General features: G+C 66.0%; 18 protein-coding genes. 7 read left to right on the forward strand and 11 right to left on the reverse strand.

Annotated features, from left to right (window positions below; genetic code table 11):
- Positions 1-28: 28 nt before the first annotated feature.
- Positions 29-1,054, reverse strand: a complete 1,026-nt coding sequence (locus MKI86_RS07835; RefSeq protein WP_241599581.1) for a histone deacetylase family protein — start codon at positions 1,052-1,054, stop codon at positions 29-31.
- Positions 1,055-1,165: 111 nt separating this feature from the next.
- Positions 1,166-1,576, reverse strand: coding sequence for a hypothetical protein (locus MKI86_RS07840; RefSeq protein WP_241599583.1), 411 nt, complete (start codon positions 1,574-1,576; stop codon positions 1,166-1,168).
- Between the two features lie 123 nt (positions 1,577-1,699).
- Between MKI86_RS07840 and MKI86_RS07845 the strand changes: the two genes are divergently transcribed.
- Complete coding sequence (locus tag MKI86_RS07845) at positions 1,700-2,485, forward strand: helix-turn-helix domain-containing protein (RefSeq protein ID WP_241599585.1); 786 nt, start codon at positions 1,700-1,702, stop codon at positions 2,483-2,485.
- Here MKI86_RS07845 and MKI86_RS07850 read toward each other — a convergent pair.
- Genes MKI86_RS07850 through MKI86_RS07860 form a run of 3 tightly spaced genes read right to left on the reverse strand, consistent with a single transcriptional unit; the run spans position 2,475 to position 4,560 of the window.
- On the reverse strand, positions 2,475-2,840 hold the full coding sequence (locus MKI86_RS07850) for a DMT family transporter (RefSeq protein ID WP_241599586.1): 366 nt from the start codon (positions 2,838-2,840) through the stop codon (positions 2,475-2,477). The two genes, MKI86_RS07845 and MKI86_RS07850, sit on opposite strands and share 11 nt — an antisense overlap.
- Complete coding sequence (locus tag MKI86_RS07855) at positions 2,837-3,544, reverse strand: class I SAM-dependent methyltransferase (RefSeq protein ID WP_241599588.1); 708 nt, start codon at positions 3,542-3,544, stop codon at positions 2,837-2,839. Before MKI86_RS07855 ends, MKI86_RS07850 begins: the two co-directional genes overlap by 4 nt.
- Before the next feature lie 23 nt (positions 3,545-3,567).
- On the reverse strand, positions 3,568-4,560 hold the full coding sequence (locus tag MKI86_RS07860; RefSeq protein ID WP_241599590.1) for a glycosyltransferase: 993 nt from the start codon (positions 4,558-4,560) through the stop codon (positions 3,568-3,570).
- Between the two features lie 112 nt (positions 4,561-4,672).
- On the opposite strand from MKI86_RS07860, the gene MKI86_RS07865 reads away from it, so the two are divergent.
- From MKI86_RS07865 to MKI86_RS07875, 3 genes are all read left to right on the forward strand, one after another.
- Positions 4,673-6,505, forward strand: a complete 1,833-nt coding sequence (locus tag MKI86_RS07865; protein WP_241599592.1) for a hypothetical protein — start codon at positions 4,673-4,675, stop codon at positions 6,503-6,505.
- 69 nt (positions 6,506-6,574) lie between these two features.
- Positions 6,575-8,158, forward strand: a complete 1,584-nt coding sequence (xseA, locus tag MKI86_RS07870; protein ID WP_241599594.1) for an exodeoxyribonuclease VII large subunit — start codon at positions 6,575-6,577, stop codon at positions 8,156-8,158.
- A 7-nt stretch (positions 8,159-8,165) separates the two neighbouring features.
- Positions 8,166-8,756, forward strand: a complete 591-nt coding sequence (locus MKI86_RS07875) for an NAD(P)H-dependent oxidoreductase (RefSeq protein WP_241599596.1) — start codon at positions 8,166-8,168, stop codon at positions 8,754-8,756.
- A 39-nt stretch (positions 8,757-8,795) separates the two neighbouring features.
- Here MKI86_RS07875 and MKI86_RS07880 read toward each other — a convergent pair whose 3' ends face one another.
- Both MKI86_RS07880 and ybaK read right to left on the reverse strand, forming a co-directional pair.
- A complete protein-coding gene (locus MKI86_RS07880; RefSeq protein WP_241599598.1) occupies positions 8,796-10,040 on the reverse strand; it encodes an aminopeptidase in 1,245 nt (414 codons plus the stop codon).
- Between the two features lie 82 nt (positions 10,041-10,122).
- Positions 10,123-10,596, reverse strand: coding sequence for a Cys-tRNA(Pro) deacylase (gene ybaK / locus MKI86_RS07885; RefSeq protein WP_241599600.1), 474 nt, complete (start codon positions 10,594-10,596; stop codon positions 10,123-10,125).
- 145 nt (positions 10,597-10,741) lie between these two features.
- On the opposite strand from ybaK, the gene MKI86_RS07890 reads away from it, so the two are divergent.
- Positions 10,742-11,395, forward strand: coding sequence for a sulfite oxidase-like oxidoreductase (locus MKI86_RS07890; RefSeq protein ID WP_241599602.1), 654 nt, complete (start codon positions 10,742-10,744; stop codon positions 11,393-11,395).
- Positions 11,396-11,398: 3 nt separating this feature from the next.
- Here the strand turns inward: MKI86_RS07890 and MKI86_RS07895 are convergent, their stop codons facing one another.
- The 3 genes from MKI86_RS07895 to MKI86_RS07905 are packed head-to-tail and all read right to left on the reverse strand — an operon-like array spanning position 11,399 to position 13,587.
- A complete protein-coding gene (locus MKI86_RS07895; RefSeq protein ID WP_241599604.1) occupies positions 11,399-11,743 on the reverse strand; it encodes an ArsC family reductase in 345 nt (114 codons plus the stop codon).
- Between the two features lie 46 nt (positions 11,744-11,789).
- Positions 11,790-12,410, reverse strand: coding sequence for a YitT family protein (locus tag MKI86_RS07900; RefSeq protein WP_241599606.1), 621 nt, complete (start codon positions 12,408-12,410; stop codon positions 11,790-11,792).
- A 7-nt stretch (positions 12,411-12,417) separates the two neighbouring features.
- Positions 12,418-13,587, reverse strand: a complete 1,170-nt coding sequence (locus MKI86_RS07905) for an amino acid aminotransferase (RefSeq protein WP_241599608.1) — start codon at positions 13,585-13,587, stop codon at positions 12,418-12,420.
- A 150-nt stretch (positions 13,588-13,737) separates the two neighbouring features.
- On the opposite strand from MKI86_RS07905, the gene MKI86_RS07910 reads away from it, so the two are divergent.
- Positions 13,738-14,217 (forward strand): Lrp/AsnC family transcriptional regulator, encoded by a 480-nt coding sequence (locus MKI86_RS07910; protein WP_241599609.1) that lies wholly within the window; start codon positions 13,738-13,740, stop codon positions 14,215-14,217.
- Between the two features lie 85 nt (positions 14,218-14,302).
- On the forward strand, positions 14,303-15,145 hold the full coding sequence (locus MKI86_RS07915) for an endonuclease/exonuclease/phosphatase family protein (RefSeq protein WP_370879919.1): 843 nt from the start codon (positions 14,303-14,305) through the stop codon (positions 15,143-15,145).
- Here the strand turns inward: MKI86_RS07915 and MKI86_RS07920 are convergent.
- On the reverse strand, positions 15,117-16,577 hold the full coding sequence (locus MKI86_RS07920; RefSeq protein ID WP_241599611.1) for a phospholipase D-like domain-containing protein: 1,461 nt from the start codon (positions 16,575-16,577) through the stop codon (positions 15,117-15,119). The genes MKI86_RS07915 and MKI86_RS07920 overlap by 29 nt on opposite strands.
- Positions 16,578-16,599: the final 22 nt, after the last annotated feature.

Below are 16,599 nucleotides of genomic sequence, written 5' to 3' on the forward strand. Positions count from 1 at the left end.
GGGGCCGGTTTCTGGGCGCGCCGGCTGATCAGCCGGCGATGCCCTTCAGCGTGTTGGCGACGTTGAGACCGATCTCCGGCACGCCGTAGCCACCTTCCATGATGGTGACGACAGGCACGCCGCTTGCCGCAACCGCTCTTCCCATCGTGACGTAATCCGGCGAGGTCAGCTTGAAGAAGGAGATCGGGTCCTTCTCGAACGTGTCGACGCCGAGCGACAGGACGATCGCCTCCGCGCCGAAGGCGGAAATGCGCTTCAGCGCGTCGTGCAGGGCCTGTTCCCACACCGAATAGGGCGTGCCCGGCGGCAGCGGATAGTTCTGCGTCGTGCCTTCGCCCGCCCCCTTGCCGGTTTCCTCCGCATAACCGAGGAAATGCGGGAAGGCTTCCGCCGGGTCGCCATGCAGCGAGGCGAAATAGACGTCGCCGCGTTCGTAGAAGATATCCTGCGTGCCGTTGCCGTGGTGGAAATCGACATCGAGAACGGCGACCTTCTTGGCACCCTTGTCGAGCAGGCGCTGGGCGGCGACGGCCGCATTGTTGATGAAGCAGTAGCCGCCGAACGCATCGATACCGGCATGGTGGCCCGGCGGACGGCACAGCGCGAAGGCGGCCTTTGCGCCGGCGGCGAGGATATCGGTGGCCGTCAGCGCGGTGCGCATGGAGGAAAGCGCCGCCTCCCAGGTGCCCGGCGAGATCGCCGTCTCGGCGGCGTTGCAGTAATAGCCGAGCAGGCCGTCGATCTGCGTGGGAATGCGCGGCGAGGTGCGGCGCACGGGGAAGGAGGTGGCGATGGCCTCGCCCCGGTAGCCGGCCGCCTTCCACTGGTCCCAGGCGGTTCCGAGGAAGGACAGGTAGCCGGCGTCGTGCACCTTCAGTGCGGTTTCCAGGCCGTAATCGTCAGGGGCGGCGATGTCGGTGAAGCCGCCATCCTTGACGGCCGCCAGGATCCATTCCGCCCGGAACGGCGCCTCGAACGGCGGCACCAGTTCGCCGCCGTGAAGTTCGCTACGGGCGTTCCTGAGCTTGTGGTCCTCGGAAAAGATAACGCGCATGAAGGGCTCCCCATTTTCATTCGGGCGCGACGGTAGTGCATTTTTTGCGCAAGGGGAATCGGCGGGATGAAGGTGAAATGTTTTCTGTCTCCCCTTCGCCCGCGTCGGCCGTCAGGCCATGGCGGCGCGTTGTCGGCGGGCAAGGCCGATCTGCTTGAGAAGCAGGATATCCGCAACGGCGACGGCGGCCACGGCGATAAGGATGATGCCCGTGAGCGTCAGGCCGTCGCGACCGGCAATGAGGACGGCGATGCTGGCAATGACCCACAGCCCGTCACCGACGATGGCGAGGCGAACCGCGGCAGCCGAAGGCTGCGCCTGTCGTGCGAGCGCGAGGTGGAACGCGCCCCACAGCAGGAAGAATGCTGCCAGTCCGTTGATGAGCATCGGCGTGGCGAATGGTCCGACGAGCGATCCGATTGGCCCGGGAACGGCGAAGAACAGCGCCGCGACGGCAAGCGAAAAGACGCCGTCGGCGAAGAGGACGGATTGCAGGAGATTGCGGTTGAGGGCGGCAAACATGATGGGCTCCTTCGTTGTCGATGAGGCCATCCTGCCGGCCCTCGTGCAGCAAACCAATTACCTTGGAGGTAATGGAAATCATGTCCTGCCTGCTGTTTACTGCGCGCCGGTCTGGAGGAAAGCATGGAATTCGGTGAACATCTGAGGGAATGGCGCGGCCACCGCCGCATGAGCCAGCTGGAGCTGGCAAGCGAGGCCGGCATTTCGGCGCGCCATCTGTCCTTTTTGGAAACCGGCCGGTCGCGCCCGTCGGAAGGGATGATCCTGCGGCTTTCGGCCGTGCTCGACATTCCCGCGCGCGACCAGGGCGCGCTGTTTTCCGCCGCCGGCTTCCGGCCGCGCTTCGCCACGACGCCGTCCGCCAGCCTTGCCGCCCTTCCGGCGGCGGTGGTCGAGGCCATCGGCCTCATCCTGGACCGGCACGATCCCTATCCGGGCGTGGTTTTCGACCACGAATACAACGTGCTGACGGCCAACCAGGCCTTCATGAGCCTCGCCGGCATGGCGGGGATTGCCGTTTCACCCGGCGACAATTTTCTCGATGCCTATCTCGGTCCCACGCCGCTGCGATCCATCGTCGTGAACTGGCCGCGCTCGGCCGCCGACCTCGTGAACCGCATCCGCGCGGAAGCCCGTCTCCAGGGGCCGCGCAGCCCGCTGCTCAACCGCATCGAGCGGCTGGCGGCGGCAGACGACGTCCGGGCGGCACTTAACGATTTTCCCGCCACCGAACGGCTGCCCGTGCTGCCGATCGAGATGCGGATCGGTACCAAGCGCTTCAGCTGGATCACCACGCTCACCTCCTTCGGCTCGGCGCAGGATGCCCTCGTGCAGGGCGTTCTGATCGAGAGCTTCTTCCCAGCCGATGCGCAGACGCGGGCTCATTTCGAACCGCAAGTCAGCCGTTGATGACGAGCATTCCACCAATGATCAGCACGGCGCCGATGGCGTAACGCATTGTCAGTGCTTCGCCGAGGATGAGGCTCGCAAGCAAAGGCACGAAGCAGAATGTCAGCGCCATAAAGGAATAGCCGATTGTGAGCGGTACCGCCTTCAATACGAAAATCCAGATGATCGTGCCTGTGCCGTAGATCGCCAGTGCCGCCAGAAGCAGAGGATTGAGCAGCAGGGCTGCGATACCCCGCGCGCCGAACTCTCCGGTGGTCTCACTCGTCAGCTTGAAGAGTACCTGCCCCGCAGCGATCAGGAGCGGCGTGCCGAGCAGGCCCGCCCAGATGGTGGGGCTGTAACCGCCCGGAGTCACGTGCCCAGCTCCATGCGCTCTTCCATGTAGAAAATGTCACGTCCGATATCGACGCAGACGTGGCGTGCGGGAACGGGATGCACGGCCCGCAGGAAGGAGTGGGTGTAGGGGAAGAAGTTGAAATGCGGGTTGAAGCTGTAGCGGTACTCGCGCTCGCGCGGCACCACAATGATCAGGCGCCTGCGAGCGATGCGACGCAGTTCGGCTATCGCCTGACGGTATTCCAGAACGTGCTCGATGACATGAGTGCATACGACGGTATCGAATTCGCCGTCCTCGAAGGGCAGCTTCTCGATCATCGCCGCGACATACTCGACGCCATCTATTCCGGCCGCGTCATCGATGACGAAATCCACGCCGGTCAGGCGATTGAGCCTGGGGTTGCCCACCTTGATATGACGCAGCAGAGCTCCAGTGCCGCAACCGACATCGCAGACGCTCTCGCCCGCAATCGAGGCCACGATGCGGTCGATGCATGCCCGGGAGTTGTCGGTCCCGGCATGGACGCGTGGATGTTCGCGGTAGAGATCGGCATATTCTTCAGCGGTGAGAAAAGGCGCGCGCTCGCGGAATTTCGCGAGCTTGCCGATATGTTTCCCCCAGACGAGGCTCGCTGCCTGTCGAAAGAGTGTGGAATCGCGCAGGATCGGCGGCAATACGTCTTCGATCACGAAGCGGATGCGGTTTGTCGTTTCCCTGTTCATATGGATGTCCTGTTCGATCCGTCTCAGGCGGCCAGATGACGGGCGGGCGTCTCGGACTTTATGCGGACGGTTCTGGCGTGCCGGCCGGCCGGCAGGTTCATGTAGTGGATGCGCAGTTGCTCGGCGCGGGCGCGGGCGAGCGAATCGAGGATCATGCCGGCGGAGAAGACGAGGAAGGAGATCATCATCAGCACGAGCGAGAAGACCCAGGTCGGCATGCGCTCGACGAGCCCGGTCTCGAAATAGGCGACGAGCACCGGCGCCATGAAGATCAGGCTTGTCAGAAGGAAGCCGCCGCTGATCGCGCCGAAAAAGGTGAAGGGCCGGGTTTCCTTCATCAGCATGGCAAACATCCACAGGATCTTGCCGCCATCGCGGAAGGTGGAGAGCTTGGAATGCGAGCCATCCGGGCGCCGGCCGTAATCGAGTTCAAGCTCGGCGACGGGCAGGCGCAGCCGCGAGGCGTGCACCGACATTTCCGTCTCGATCTCGAAGCCGCCGGAGACGGCGGGGAAGCTCTTGGCGAAGCGGCGCGAGAAGGCGCGGTAGCCGGAGAAGATGTCGGAGAAATCGTTGCCGAACAGCGACCGGTAGAGCGTGTTGAAGATGCGGTTGCCGAAGGCATGGCCCTGCCGGCCGGCATCGGCACGCACGCCCCGGCGCGTGCCCACCACCATGTCGGCACCCTCGGTGATGAGCGTGCGGATGAGCTCGGGCGCATCGGAGGCCGCATAGGTGCCGTCGCCGTCGGCCATGATGTAGATGTCGGCCTCGATGTCGGAGAACATGCGGCGCACCACATTGCCCTTGCCCTGGCGGCGCTCGCGCACCACGGTCGCGCCGGCAAGGGCGGCCCGCAGGGCGGTCGAATCGGTGGAATTGTTGTCGTAGACGTAGATGCGGGCCATCGGCAGCGTGGCGCGGAAGGCGGCAACGACATCGCCGATCGTCTGGGCCTCGTTGTAGCAGGGCAGGAGCACGGCGATATCGAGGTCTTCCATCAGGGCTTCCGTCATGGGGTGCAATCTCCCGTCCACGCCGCCTCATGCGGGCGCCGTTTTACTATTTCTTGAGAAGGTTAAGGCTAGGTTTCGGGTGGCTTCGAACGCTGCACGAAAGGGCCAAGACATGCCGGAAACCACGCCCTCGGCCCTGCCGCTCGCCGCCGCCGAAGTGCAACGGCGCCGCCAGGGCATGACGGCGGGCGTGCTGGCGCTCTACGCCGTCGTCGCCATCGTGCTGCTGCTCGCCGTCTCGCTGCCGTTTGCCACCGATTATGTCGGCGCCGACAATGACGACACGATGCGCCTCGTCATGGTGCGCGACCTCATGGCGGGTCAGGGCTGGTTCGACATGACGCAGTATCGCCTCGGCCTCGACGGCGGCACACTGATGCACTGGTCGCGTTTCATCGACCTGCCCATCGCCAACCTGATCGGCTTCTTCTCGCTTTTCGTCGAACAGCCGCGCGCGGAAGCACTGGCGCTGGCGGTCTGGCCGGTCATGCTGGTCGTGCCGGTGCTATTCGGCATGGGGCTGGCCGGCTACCGGCTGGGTGGCACCGCCGCCATGCATGCGACGCTCGTCCTGACGACGATCTTCGTCGTGGCGCTCAACCGCTTCCAGCCGGGTTCGATCGATCACCACAATGTGCAGCTCGCCATCGTTGCCGGCATCGCCGCCATGCTGCTCGATCCGGGCCTGCGCGCGCGCGACCATGCCGTGGCCGGCGTGCTGGCGGGGTTTGCTATCGCCATCGGCGCGGAAACCACGCCGCTGATCGGTGCGGTCTGTCTCGTCGTGGCGCTGCGCTGGCTCTGGCTGGGCCCGGCGTTTCATGCGGCCGCTGCCGCCTTCGGGCTGGCGCTGGCGGCGACGGTGACGCTCGCCTTCTTCGCCACGGTCGCGCCCGCGCGCTATACGCAGGTGACCTGCGACAGCCTGTCCTACGGCTTCTATGCGCTCGCCACCTTTGGCGGCGCGATGCTGTTCCTGGTCGCCTCGCTCACCAGTGACCGGCCGTTCGGCGGCCGGCTCGCCGGGCTTGCCGCGGGCGGCGCGGTGATCGCCGGTGCGGTCCTCGTCGTCGCGCCCGGCTGCCTGTCCAACCCGCTCGACACGCTCGATCCGCTGCTGAAGACCTTCTGGCTGTCCGGCGTCATCGAGGCGCAGTCTGCCGTTGCGCAGTTCCGGCTGGAGCCGGCCTCCATCGGGACCTATTACGCGCCGGCCTTGCTCGCGCTTGTAGTCTGCGTCTGGCGTATCCGCCGTGGCGAGGCCGTCGGCGGACACCTGACGATGCTGGCGCTGATCGGCGTCGCCTTTGCCGTCTCGCTCATCCAGATCCGCGGTGCGATCTTCAGCAACATGCTGTCGGCGCTGCCGCTCGGCCTTGCCATTGCCGACCTGCGCCGGGCCTCCAACGCCCATCCGAAAAACCTCGGGCTGGGCCTCGCCTTTGCCGGCCTGACGCTGGCCGCCGTGCCCGCCACCTGGGCGCTTGCCGGCGCGCTTTTGCCCGGCCGCTCTCAGGAGAAATTGCAGGCCGGCCTTGCCGGCACCGCGAAGGTGCGCGCCTCCTGCACCGCACAATCCTCCATCGCGCCTCTCTCCGGCGAGCCGGTGGGTGTGGTGTCCGGGCCGTCCAATCTCGGCGCGCAGATCCTGCGCTATACGCCGCACCGGGTGCTCTCGGCGCCCTATCACCGCAACCAGGGCGGCATGCTGACGGAACTGCATATCGGCCTGTCCAACCCGCACCAGGCCGAAGCCTTCCTGCGCGGGGCGCATGTCACGCTCGTCGCCTTCTGCGCCGACGACACCCAGACCCGCGACCTCGCCAAGGCGGAGCCCGAAGGCCTCTATGCCGATCTGCTAAAGGGCCGGGTGCCGGATTATCTTGAGTCGATCGCAGGAACCGAGGACGCCGCCTTGCAGCTCTTCCGGGTGAGGCCGCAATAGCGGCACTGCGCTGGGGACACGGCCCGCACCGACCTGTCATCTGCCGGCAAACGCATTAAACTTGGCGGCATGAGCTTCTTTTCCGAAAATGATTCGCCCAGCAACCTTGCCGAATATTCGGTGTCGGAGCTGTCCGGGTCCATCAAGCGCACGGTCGAGCAGGCCTTCGACCAGGTGCGCGTGCGCGGCGAGATTTCCGGCTATCGCGGCCCGCATTCCTCGGGGCATGCCTATTTCTCGCTGAAGGACGACCGGGCGCGCATCGACGCCGTCATCTGGAAGGGCAGCTTCTCGCGCCTGCGCTTCAAGCCGGAAGAGGGCATGGAGGTGATCGCGACAGGCAAGATCACCACCTTCCCGGGTTCCTCGAAATACCAGATCGTCATCGAGACGCTGGAGCCGGCCGGCGCCGGCGCGCTGATGGCGCTTCTGGAGGAACGCCGCCGCAAGCTGGCGGCCGAAGGCCTGTTCGATGCGGAGCGCAAGAAGCCGCTGCCCTTCCTGCCGAAGGTGATCGGTGTGGTCACCTCGCCGACCGGCGCCGTCATCCGCGATATCCTGCACCGCATCGCAGACCGTTTCCCGGTTCATGTCGTGGTCTGGCCGGTGAAGGTGCAGGGCGAAGGATCGGGTCAGGAGGTGGCCGCCGCCATCGAGGGCTTCAATGCCCTCGTTCCCGGCGGGCCGATTGCGCGGCCCGACGTGCTGATCGTGGCGCGCGGAGGCGGCAGCCTGGAGGATCTTTGGAGCTTCAACGACGAGATCGTCGTCAGGGCCGCGGCAGCCTCGTGTATTCCGCTGATCGCCGCCGTCGGCCACGAGACGGACTGGACGCTGATCGACCATGCCGCCGACCGCCGCGCGCCCACCCCGACCGGGGCGGCGGAAATGGCGGTGCCGGTGAAGGCCGATCTTCAGGCCGAGATCGCTTCACTTGCCGCGCGGCTCGGCGGCGCGATGGCACGGCAGATGGACAATCGCCGCCAGGGCGTGCGCGCGCTTGCCCGCGCGCTGCCCTCCCTCGACCAGCTTCTGGCCCTGCCGCGCCGCCGCTTCGATGAAGCCGCCGCCGGTCTCGGCCGCGGGCTGCACATGAACACCGTCAACAAACGCCGCAGTTTCGAGCGGGTCTCCGCGCATCTGCGTCCCGACATGCTTCTGACGCGCATCGCCGAGCGCCGCCAGCGCGTCGACGAGCGGCTGCTGCGGGCCGAGCGCGTGATCGAGCGCCGGCTGGACCAGCTTCGCGCGCGGCTTTCGGCTTTCGACGTGTCCCTGCGGGCGACACCCGCCCGCATCAGGACGCAGACCGAGCGCTCGCGCGACAGGCTCAAGGGTCTGGCGCTGCGGGGAGAAAGCGCGCTTGCAGGCGACCTGGCACGTCGCCGCGCGCTCCTGCAGGCTCAGGATCGCGTGCTGCAATCGCTCTCCTACCGCAACGTGCTGAAGCGCGGCTATGCGCTGGTGCGCGACGAGGACGGCGCGCCGGTGAAGGCGGCTGGCGAACTCGGCCCCGGCCGCGCCATCGCCATCGAGTTCGCCGATGGCGTCGTCGATGCCGTCACTGGCTCGGGCGGCGGCGGGGCGCCGAAGAAAAAGGCGCCGAAGGCGGAGCCGGAAAAGCCCGCCACGCGCCAGGGCTCGCTGTTCTGAGGCCGCCATGCGCATCCTGCTCGTGCTCGCTCATCCGCTTTCCGACAGCTTCGCCGCCAGTCTCGCCGGGACGATTGAGCGCCGGCTGACGGAAAACGGCCATACGGTCGACCTGCTGGACCTCTATCGCGAAGGCTTCGATCCACGGCTGACGGAAAGCGAGCGGGCGCGCTATTTCGAGCCGGATTACGACCCCGCCGAGGCCGGGCCCTTCGTCTCGCGGCTGAAGCAGGCGGACGGGATTGTGCTGGTTTTTCCGCAATGGTGGTTCAATTTTCCGGCCATCCTGAAGGGCTTTTTCGACCGGGTCTTCGTGCCCGGCGTCGCCTTCGAGAACGATCCCGCCGGCGGGCGCATCCAACCCAGGCTCGGTAATATCCGCCTGTTCTGGGCCTTCACCACGACGGGCTCGCCCTGGTGGGTCGTCAATCTCTACATGGGCAACCCGGTCAGGAAGCTGCTGAAGCGCGGCATCGCCGCTTTTTGCGCCAAAGGCCTCGATTTCCGCATGGTCAATCTCTACGACATGGACCGCGCGGACGAGGGCAAGCGCAGGGCGCATGTCGCGCGCATCGAAAAGCTCGTCGGCCGGATCTGAAGTCCCGGCCGCGCGAACGCGGCCGGAACAAGCTGCCAATCAGGCCCATTCGCCGGCGCGCATGACGGGCGTGCGGCTTCCATCGGCACGAACGCCGTCGATATCGACCTTGTCGGAGCCGATCATCCAGTCGATGTGGATGAGGCTTTCATTGCCGCCCTGCGCGCGGATCTGCTCGGGCGTCAGGCTCGCGCCGTCGAGGAAGCACTTCGAATAGCACTGGCCGAGCGCGATGTGGCAGGAGGCGTTCTCGTCGAACAGGGTGTTGTAGAACAGGATGCCGCTCGCCGAGATCGGCGAGGAATGCGGCACCAGCGCCACTTCGCCGAGCCGGCGCGCGCCCTCGTCGGTGTCCAGCACCTTGTTGAGCACCGCCTCGCCCTTCGACGCCTTCGCCTCGACGATGCGGCCGCCCTCGAAGCGCACCTGGATATCGTCGATCAGCGTGCCCTGGTGGGAAAGCGGCTTGGTGGAGGAGACGTGGCCTTCGACGCGCAGGGCATGCGGCGTGGTGAAGACCTCCTCGGTCGGGATGTTCGGGTTGCAGGTGATGCCGTTCTTCGCCGTGGAGGCGCCGCCGTGCCATTCGTGCCCGTCGGCCAGCCCGACCGTCAGGTCGGTGCCCGGTCCGGTGAAGTGAAGGGCGGAGAAGCGCTCGCCGTTCAGCCAGGCGGACCGCTTGGCGAGGTTGGCATTGTGCGTGGCCCAGGCCGCGACCGGATCGGCCACATCGACGCGAGAGGCGGCGAAGATGGCGTTGGCGAGCTTTTCGACCGCCACGTCTTCAGGGTCGTTTGGGAAGACCTGCTTCGCCCAGGACGGGTTGGGATATGAGACGATGTTCCAGTTGATGTCGAAATTGGCGATCTTTTCCAGCGCCGGCTTGTAGGCCATGGAGTTCGCCTTGTTGGCGCGCGCGACCTTGGAAGGCTCCTCGTTGGCCAGCAGCATCGGGTTGTCGCCGGCAATGGCGAGGCGCGCCGCGCCGTTGGCATAGGCCTTGGCCATGCCCTCGTAGAGCCAGTCCGAGGCGCGATCGAAGCTTTCGTCCGGCGCGTGGCGGTAGCGGGCGAGCGTCGCCTCCTCGTCGGCATAGAAGGTGCTGACGAGCCCGGCGCCGGCCATATAGGCGTGCTTGGTGATGAGCCGCACCAGCGGCAGGGCGGCAATCGGCGCCGTCATCACGAGGTCCTGCCCCTTCTGGAGCTGGAGGCCGACACGCACGGCGACTTCGGCGAGCTTGTCGAGTTTGAGGGGATCGACGGGGGAGGCGGGATGGGTCATGGCATGCCTGTCTGTTGCGAGGGATAGGGCAAACTTAGTGTGCCGGAGGGATGATGAGAAGAAGGGGCGATGAGAAGATGCGTCAGGCGATGACCGGCGCGGCGATGGCTTTCAGCGCCGCCACCACATCGCGCGGTGCAAGCCGCACCTGAAGGCCGCGCTGGCCGCCGTTGATATAGACAGCCTCATGCGCCAGCGCCTCTTCCTCGATGGCCGTCGGCACCTGTTTCTTCTGGCCGAAGGGACTGATGCCGCCCACCACGAAGCCGGTCAGCCGCTCCGCGTCCGCCGGCTTCATCATCGCGGCCGACTTGCCCTTGAAGGCGCTGGCGAGCTTCTTCATGCTGACTTCGCGGTCGGAGGGCACGATCACGCAGACCGGCTTGCCGTCCACCTCGGCCATCAGCGTCTTCAACACGCGCGACGGGTGCTCGCCGATCGCTTCCGCCGCCTGCAGGCCGACGCGGTCGGCGGTGGGGTCGTAGTCGTAGGTGTGGAGGGTGAAGGAAACGCCGGCCTTGGCGAGGGCCTGGGTGGCGCGCGTGGTCTTGGACATGGGTCTGCCGTCATGAAAGCGAAAAGAATATTTTCCATGGGTGGCAGGTGGCGGGCCTGCCTGTCAATGCGCGGGCCGTCGCACCGCGTCATCTTGACAGCGTGCCGCGCATTCCCAACTCTCGGACGGACAACAGGAGAGCGCCATGAGCGACGACGACGAGAGCAAGCTCACCCGCACCAAGCGCCAGTGGGCGGACGAGGGCCGGTTCCTCACCGGGCGCATCACGCGGCCCGAAACCGACCGCCTGCCGCCCGGCCAGCATCTCGTGAAGAACTGGCCGGTGCTCGATCTCGGCCAGCAGCCGGTGATCCGGCCTGAAAGCTGGCGGCTGGACGTGAAGGGCGGGGCGGAAAACCCGATGTCCTTCGACTGGGCGGCCTTCCTCGCCCTGCCGCAGAGCGACCGGCTCACCGACATCCATTGCGTGACCACCTGGTCGCGATACGACAACCGCTGGCAGGGTGTCGCCACGCGCGATCTGCTGGCGCTCGTCATGCCGCGGCCGGAGGCGCATTTCGTGATGCTGACGAGCTATGACGGCTACACGACCAACCTGCCGCTTGCCGATTTCGCGGCCGAGGATGCCATCCTCGCCACCCATTGGGAGGGCCAGCCGCTCACCGTCGAGCATGGCGGTCCGATGCGGCTCGTCGTGCCGCATCTCTATTTCTGGAAAAGTGCCAAGTGGCTGACGCGCATCGACTTCCTGCCGGGCGACCAGGCCGGCTTCTGGGAGCGCAACGGCTATCACATGCGCGGCGATCCCTGGGCCGAGGAGCGCTACTCCGACGACTGACGTTTAGAACAGGGTGTCGTAGATCTCCGGCTTGAAGCCGGCGGTCAGCGCGCCGTCGCGATCGAGGATCGGGCGCTTGATCATCGAGGGCTGGGCGAGCATCAGGGCAATGGCCTTGCCGGCATCGAGGCCCTGCTTGTCGGCATCCGGCAGGGCGCGGAAGGTGGTGCCGGAGCGGTTGAGCACGGTTTCCCAGCCGAGCCTTTCCACCCAGCGCTTCAGGCTCTCAGCGTCGATGCCCTCGGCCTTGTAGTCGTGGAACCGGTAGGCGACGCCCTTGGCGTCCAGCCAGGTGCGGGCCTTCTTCATCGTGTCGCAGTTCTTGATGCCGTAGATGGTGACGGTCACGCATGCCTCCTTCTGTCGTTTTCGCCTTCTTAAGGTGCGAACGCGATCACGTCACGCCCAGATAGCGGCCGGGACGATGGTTGATGGCAAGCGTCATGTTGACGATGACGGCGCCGATCAGCGACAGCGCAAGCCGGTCGGCCGGGATGACGAACCAGGCGGCGGCGAGGATCGCGAGGTCGACGGCAAGCTGGAAATAGCCGGCGCGCAGGCCGAAGCGATCCTGCAGGTAGATGGCGAGAACGTTGATGCCGCCGAGTCCCGTACGGTGCCGGAACAGAATGAGCAGGCCTGTGCCGGCCAGCGCCCCGCCCATGACGGCCGCATAGAGCGGATCGAGATGGGAGAAGCCGACGAGTTCGGAGGTCAGCCGGCTGAGGATCGAGACGAGCGTGACGGCCGCGAAGGTGCGCAGCGTGAAGGCCCAGCCGAGTTTCTTCACCGCCAGCACGTAGAACGGCAGGTTGATGAGGAAGAACAGCCACCAGAAACCGATGCCTGTCGCATATTGCAGCAGGAGCGCCAGACCCGACGTGCTGCCGGTGAGCAGCACGGCCTTGGTGTAGATCACCACGCCGAGCGCCACGAACATCGTGCCGATGAGGATGGCGATCACATCCTCATAGACGGAGTGCCGTTCCGGCGAGGTCATGGTCTCGGTCGTCATGGGACCCTCAGAGGCTCAGGAATTTTTCGATGACGGTATCGACCTCGGCCGACTTGAGGCCGGCAATGTTGATGCGGCCGGAGGCGGGCATGTAGATGGCGTGTTCGGCGCGCAACTTCATGACATCGGCTTCCTCGAGCGGCAGCAGCGAGAACATGCCTTCCTGGGCGCGGATCGCCGTCAGCACCTGCCATCGGGCGGAAAGGCCGGCGGCGAGGCGTTCGCGGATCGATGTGATGCGCTGACGCATGGTTTCCAGTTCCGCCATCCAGTCGGCCTTGAGTGCCGCATCGCCAAGAATGGTGGCGACCACGGCCGCGCCGTGGTCCGGCGGCATGGAATAGCTGGTGCGGGCAAGCGAGGCGAGGTTGCTGCGCACGGAGAGCGCCGTTTCGGCATTGCCGCAGGCCGCGTAGATCGCGCCGGTGCGCTCGCGGTAAAGGCCGAAGGACTTCGAGCAGGAGACGGCGACCAGCGCCTCGGGAACGGCCGAAAGCAGCGTGCGCAGGCCCGCGGCATCCTCGTCCAGCCCGCGGCCGTAACCCTGATAGGCGATATCGACGAGCGGCAGCAGGCCGCGCGCGGCGATGAGATCGGAGACGGCGCGCCACTGGTCGTCGGTGAGATTGGCCCCGGTCGGGTTGTGGCAGCTGGCATGCAGGAGCACCGCATCGCCGGCAGACGCGCCCGAAAACGCCTCCATCATGCGATCGAACAGTACGGTCTGCGAAGGGATATCGAAGAACGGATAGCCGACGACTTCGAGCCCGGCGACCTTGAAGATCGCGGCATGGTTCGGCCAGCTCGGCAGGCCGAGCCACACGCGCTTCGTGCCCATATGCGCCATGAGATCGGCGGCGAGACGCAGCGCGCCGGAACCGCCGGGCGTCTGGAGGCCGGCGGTCGCCCGGCTCTTGCCGGCCTCGCCCGTCGTCAGCGCCCAGAGATGATCGAGAAAGACGGGATCGCCTTCGGGGCCGACATAGGCCTTGCTCGGTTGCGTCTCGACGAGGCGGCGTTCTGCGGCTTTAACGGCGCGAAAGATCGGGGTTGCGCCCGTCTCGTCGCGATAGACGCCGACGCCCAGATCCACCTTGCCGGCGCGTGCATCCGCGCGGAAAAGGCCGATCAGCGCAAGCAGCGGATCGTCGGGCTGGCGGGCGAGGGCGTCGAACATATCAAGAGATCCTGTCTGGATGGGAATATCGGTGGTGTAGGGGAAACCTCCCGCAAAATCGACCATGATTTTGCGGAGATTGCGCAACAGGCTTTTGTCTTCTTGCGCAAATCCGCTAGATTGAGCCGGATTTTTGCTGATGGGGCTGACATGGACAAGAAGGTTGCCGATGAGGTCGTGCTGGACCAGACGGATCGGCGCATCATCCGCCTGCTCGTCGAGGACGCGGGTCTCTCCAACAACCAGCTCGCCGAAAAGGTCGGCCTGTCGCCCGCACCCCTGTCACGCCGGCTTGCGCGGCTGGAGGCGAGCGGGGTCATCCGCCACACGGTGATTGTCGATCCGCGTGCCGCCGGCATCGGCTTCCAGGCCTTCCTGGAAGTGTCGCTCGAGCGCACCGGCCCGCGTGTCGGCGAACGGTTCATCGATCTCGTGCGGCGCATGCCGGAGGTCGTGGAGTGCCACACGGTCGCCGGCAGTTTCGATTTCCTGCTGAAGATCGCGGTGAAGGATGCCGGGGATTACCGCCGGCTGCTGTGGAGCGAATTCGAGCGCATGGGTGAGATCAAGACGCTGCGCTCGACCATCCTGCTCGACAGCCCGAAGATGCAGGTGAGCCCGCTGCCGTAATTTTTCCGGAACCTTCCAGCGGCCGGGTGGTTGCCGGAAAGGCGCGCGCGCCCATATGATGCATGGGTGCCACGAGGAAGGTGCATTGGATAGAAACAGCAGGACGACATCCGCCACATTGCTGACGGCCATTCGCAACCGCCGTGGCTACCGGCCGCCGGAAAGCAATCGCCCGGGTGACACGGTGATCGCCTCCTACAATGTGCACAAATGCGTCGGCGTCGACCGGCGCTTCGATCCCGAACGCACGGCAAGCGTGATTGCCGAGATAGACGCGGACGTGATTGCCGTGCAGGAGGCTGACAAGCGCTTCGGTGAACGCTCGGGCCTGCTGAACCTCGAGGCGTTGGAGCGCGACTGCGGGCTGGTGCCGGTGCCGATCACCGCGCTCTCGTCGTCCGGCCATGGCTGGCACGGCAACATGATCATGATCCGCAAGGGTGCGGTCGGTGCCGTCCGGCAACTGAAGCTGCCGGGCGTGGAACCGCGGGGCGCGCTCGTCGTGACGCTCGACCTGCCGCGCGGAAAACTCAGGCTCGTCGCCGCGCATTTCGGCCTGCTCAAGCGCTCGCGCGAGCAGCAGGCCATGGCGATCCTCGCCTCGGTGGCCGAGGAAGAGGTCATGCCGACGCTGCTCGTCGGCGATCTCAACGAATGGCGCGTGGGCCGGCGTTCCTCGCTCGCCCGCCTCCAGCCGACCTTCGACCCGGCGTCGGGTGCGGTGCCGAGTTTTCCCTCGCGTTTTCCCGTGCTGGCGCTCGACCGTGCGCTTGGCCATCCGCACGATCTCGTGACCTCCGTCGAGGTGCACGACACGCCGCTGGCGCGTATCGCCTCCGATCACCTGCCGATCAAGGCGCATATCGATCTGGAAGCGGTGTCGAGCCGGGCTGTGGACCTCACAGATACGGCGAGCCAAGCCAGGTAATGTGTTCGACGAGGCGCTGGACGAAGGGCCGCGCCCTGAGTTCCTCAAGCGTCACCTCGTGGGCACCGGCAAGGGCCGTGTCGATGCGCTCGCCGATGCGCTCGGCAAAGCCTGTATCCACCACCTCGATATCCACCTCGAAATTCAGCCGGAGCGAGCGCGGGTCGATGTTAGACGAGCCGATATAGGCCCAGGCGTCGTCGACCACGGTGAGCTTGGAATGGTTGAACACGCCGGCAGCGCGCCAGATGCGGCAGCCGTGCTTGAGCATCTGGTCGAACTGGGCGCTCATCGCGAGATCGACCAGTTTCAGGTTGTTGGAATAGGGCACGACGATATCGATCCTGACCCCGCGCCGCGCGGCTGTGAGAATGGCGCTGATCAGTTCGCGGTCGGGCAGGAAATAGGGCGACATGATGCGGATATGCTTCTTGGCGACGGAAACCGCACCCATCAGCACGCGATGGTTTGTTTCCAGGCTCTTGTCCGGCCCTGACGGCACGACGCGCGCCAGCATGCCGCTGCCCGGCGCATCCGGCGGCGGGGCGATATGCCAGGCCTCGCCGGAAAGCTCGTCGCCGCCGGAAAAGCGCCAGTCCTCGTAGGCAAGGCGGAAGAGATCGCCCACCACGGGGCCGGTGACCCGGAAATGCGTATCGAGTGCCGCCGCGGCGCCGGCGAATTCCGTGCAGAAGCCGGCGCGGATGTTGAGCCCGCCGGTAAAGGCGACGCTGCCGTCGACGATGAGGATCTTGCGGTGGGTACGCAGGTTCGCATAGGGCAGCCTGAGACCCATGACGATATTGCCGTTGAACACGTCGACCGGGACGTTCGCCCGCTTCAGTTCCGACACGACGGAGGGAATGGAATAGCGCGCGCCGACGGCATCGATCAGCACCCGCACCTCGACACCGCGCTCCACCGCATCGGCCAGCGCCGCCACGAAACGCCCGCCGGCATCGTCCCGGTCGAAAATATAGGTTTCGAGCAGGATGGAGCGTTCGGCTGCGTCGATGGCTGCCAGCATGGCGGCATAGGCCTCGTCGCCGCTCGACAGGAGGCCAATGCGGTTGCCCGATGTAAGCCGGAAGCGGCCGACCGTATCGCCCAGCCGCTGCATGGCGGCGAGCGCTCCCCCGAAGGCAACCTGCACATGCTCGTTGGACACGTCATATTCGGCGCGGTGCTCCCAGCCGGAGGCAAGCAAACCCTCCCGGCTGAGACTGAGCGTCTTGCGGCGGATGCGGTTCACCCCGACGACGTAGTAGATGACGGCGCCGACGACGGGCGAAAGCACGATGACGCCGACCCAGCCGATGGCGGCGCGCACCTCCTCCTTCGTCATGGTCGCGTGGATCGCGGCCGGAACGCCCAGCGCGATGGACAGTGCGACGAGGATATGCGGCCAGTAGACGGCGAGGGTGTCAAACATGATGCATTCGGCTCATCCCGCG

The sequence above is a fragment of the Shinella sedimenti genome, from assembly GCF_022601905.1.
Classification (GTDB): domain Bacteria; phylum Pseudomonadota; class Alphaproteobacteria; order Rhizobiales; family Rhizobiaceae; genus Shinella; species Shinella sedimenti.

What these genes read in the sequence shown, in the direction of transcription:
- MKI86_RS07905 (WP_241599608.1), bottom strand. Translation starts at nt 13,587, where the DNA reads ATGTTCGACGCCCTCGCCCGCCAGCCCGACGATCCGCTGCTTGCGCTG.
- MKI86_RS07920 (WP_241599611.1), bottom strand. Translation starts at nt 16,577, where the DNA reads ATGTTTGACACCCTCGCCGTCTACTGGCCGCATATCCTCGTCGCACTG.
- MKI86_RS07910 (WP_241599609.1), top strand. Translation starts at nt 13,738, where the DNA reads ATGGACAAGAAGGTTGCCGATGAGGTCGTGCTGGACCAGACGGATCGG.
- MKI86_RS07900 (WP_241599606.1), bottom strand. Translation starts at nt 12,410, where the DNA reads ATGACGACCGAGACCATGACCTCGCCGGAACGGCACTCCGTCTATGAG.
- MKI86_RS07855 (WP_241599588.1), bottom strand. Translation starts at nt 3,544, where the DNA reads ATGAACAGGGAAACGACAAACCGCATCCGCTTCGTGATCGAAGACGTA.
- MKI86_RS07875 (WP_241599596.1), top strand. Translation starts at nt 8,166, where the DNA reads ATGCGCATCCTGCTCGTGCTCGCTCATCCGCTTTCCGACAGCTTCGCC.
- MKI86_RS07865 (WP_241599592.1), top strand. Translation starts at nt 4,673, where the DNA reads ATGCCGGAAACCACGCCCTCGGCCCTGCCGCTCGCCGCCGCCGAAGTG.
- MKI86_RS07860 (WP_241599590.1), bottom strand. Translation starts at nt 4,560, where the DNA reads ATGACGGAAGCCCTGATGGAAGACCTCGATATCGCCGTGCTCCTGCCC.
- ybaK (WP_241599600.1), bottom strand. Translation starts at nt 10,596, where the DNA reads ATGTCCAAGACCACGCGCGCCACCCAGGCCCTCGCCAAGGCCGGCGTT.
- MKI86_RS07835 (WP_241599581.1), bottom strand. Translation starts at nt 1,054, where the DNA reads ATGCGCGTTATCTTTTCCGAGGACCACAAGCTCAGGAACGCCCGTAGC.
- MKI86_RS07880 (WP_241599598.1), bottom strand. Translation starts at nt 10,040, where the DNA reads ATGACCCATCCCGCCTCCCCCGTCGATCCCCTCAAACTCGACAAGCTC.
- MKI86_RS07845 (WP_241599585.1), top strand. Translation starts at nt 1,700, where the DNA reads ATGGAATTCGGTGAACATCTGAGGGAATGGCGCGGCCACCGCCGCATG.
- MKI86_RS07890 (WP_241599602.1), top strand. Translation starts at nt 10,742, where the DNA reads ATGAGCGACGACGACGAGAGCAAGCTCACCCGCACCAAGCGCCAGTGG.
- xseA (WP_241599594.1), top strand. Translation starts at nt 6,575, where the DNA reads ATGAGCTTCTTTTCCGAAAATGATTCGCCCAGCAACCTTGCCGAATAT.
- MKI86_RS07840 (WP_241599583.1), bottom strand. Translation starts at nt 1,576, where the DNA reads ATGTTTGCCGCCCTCAACCGCAATCTCCTGCAATCCGTCCTCTTCGCC.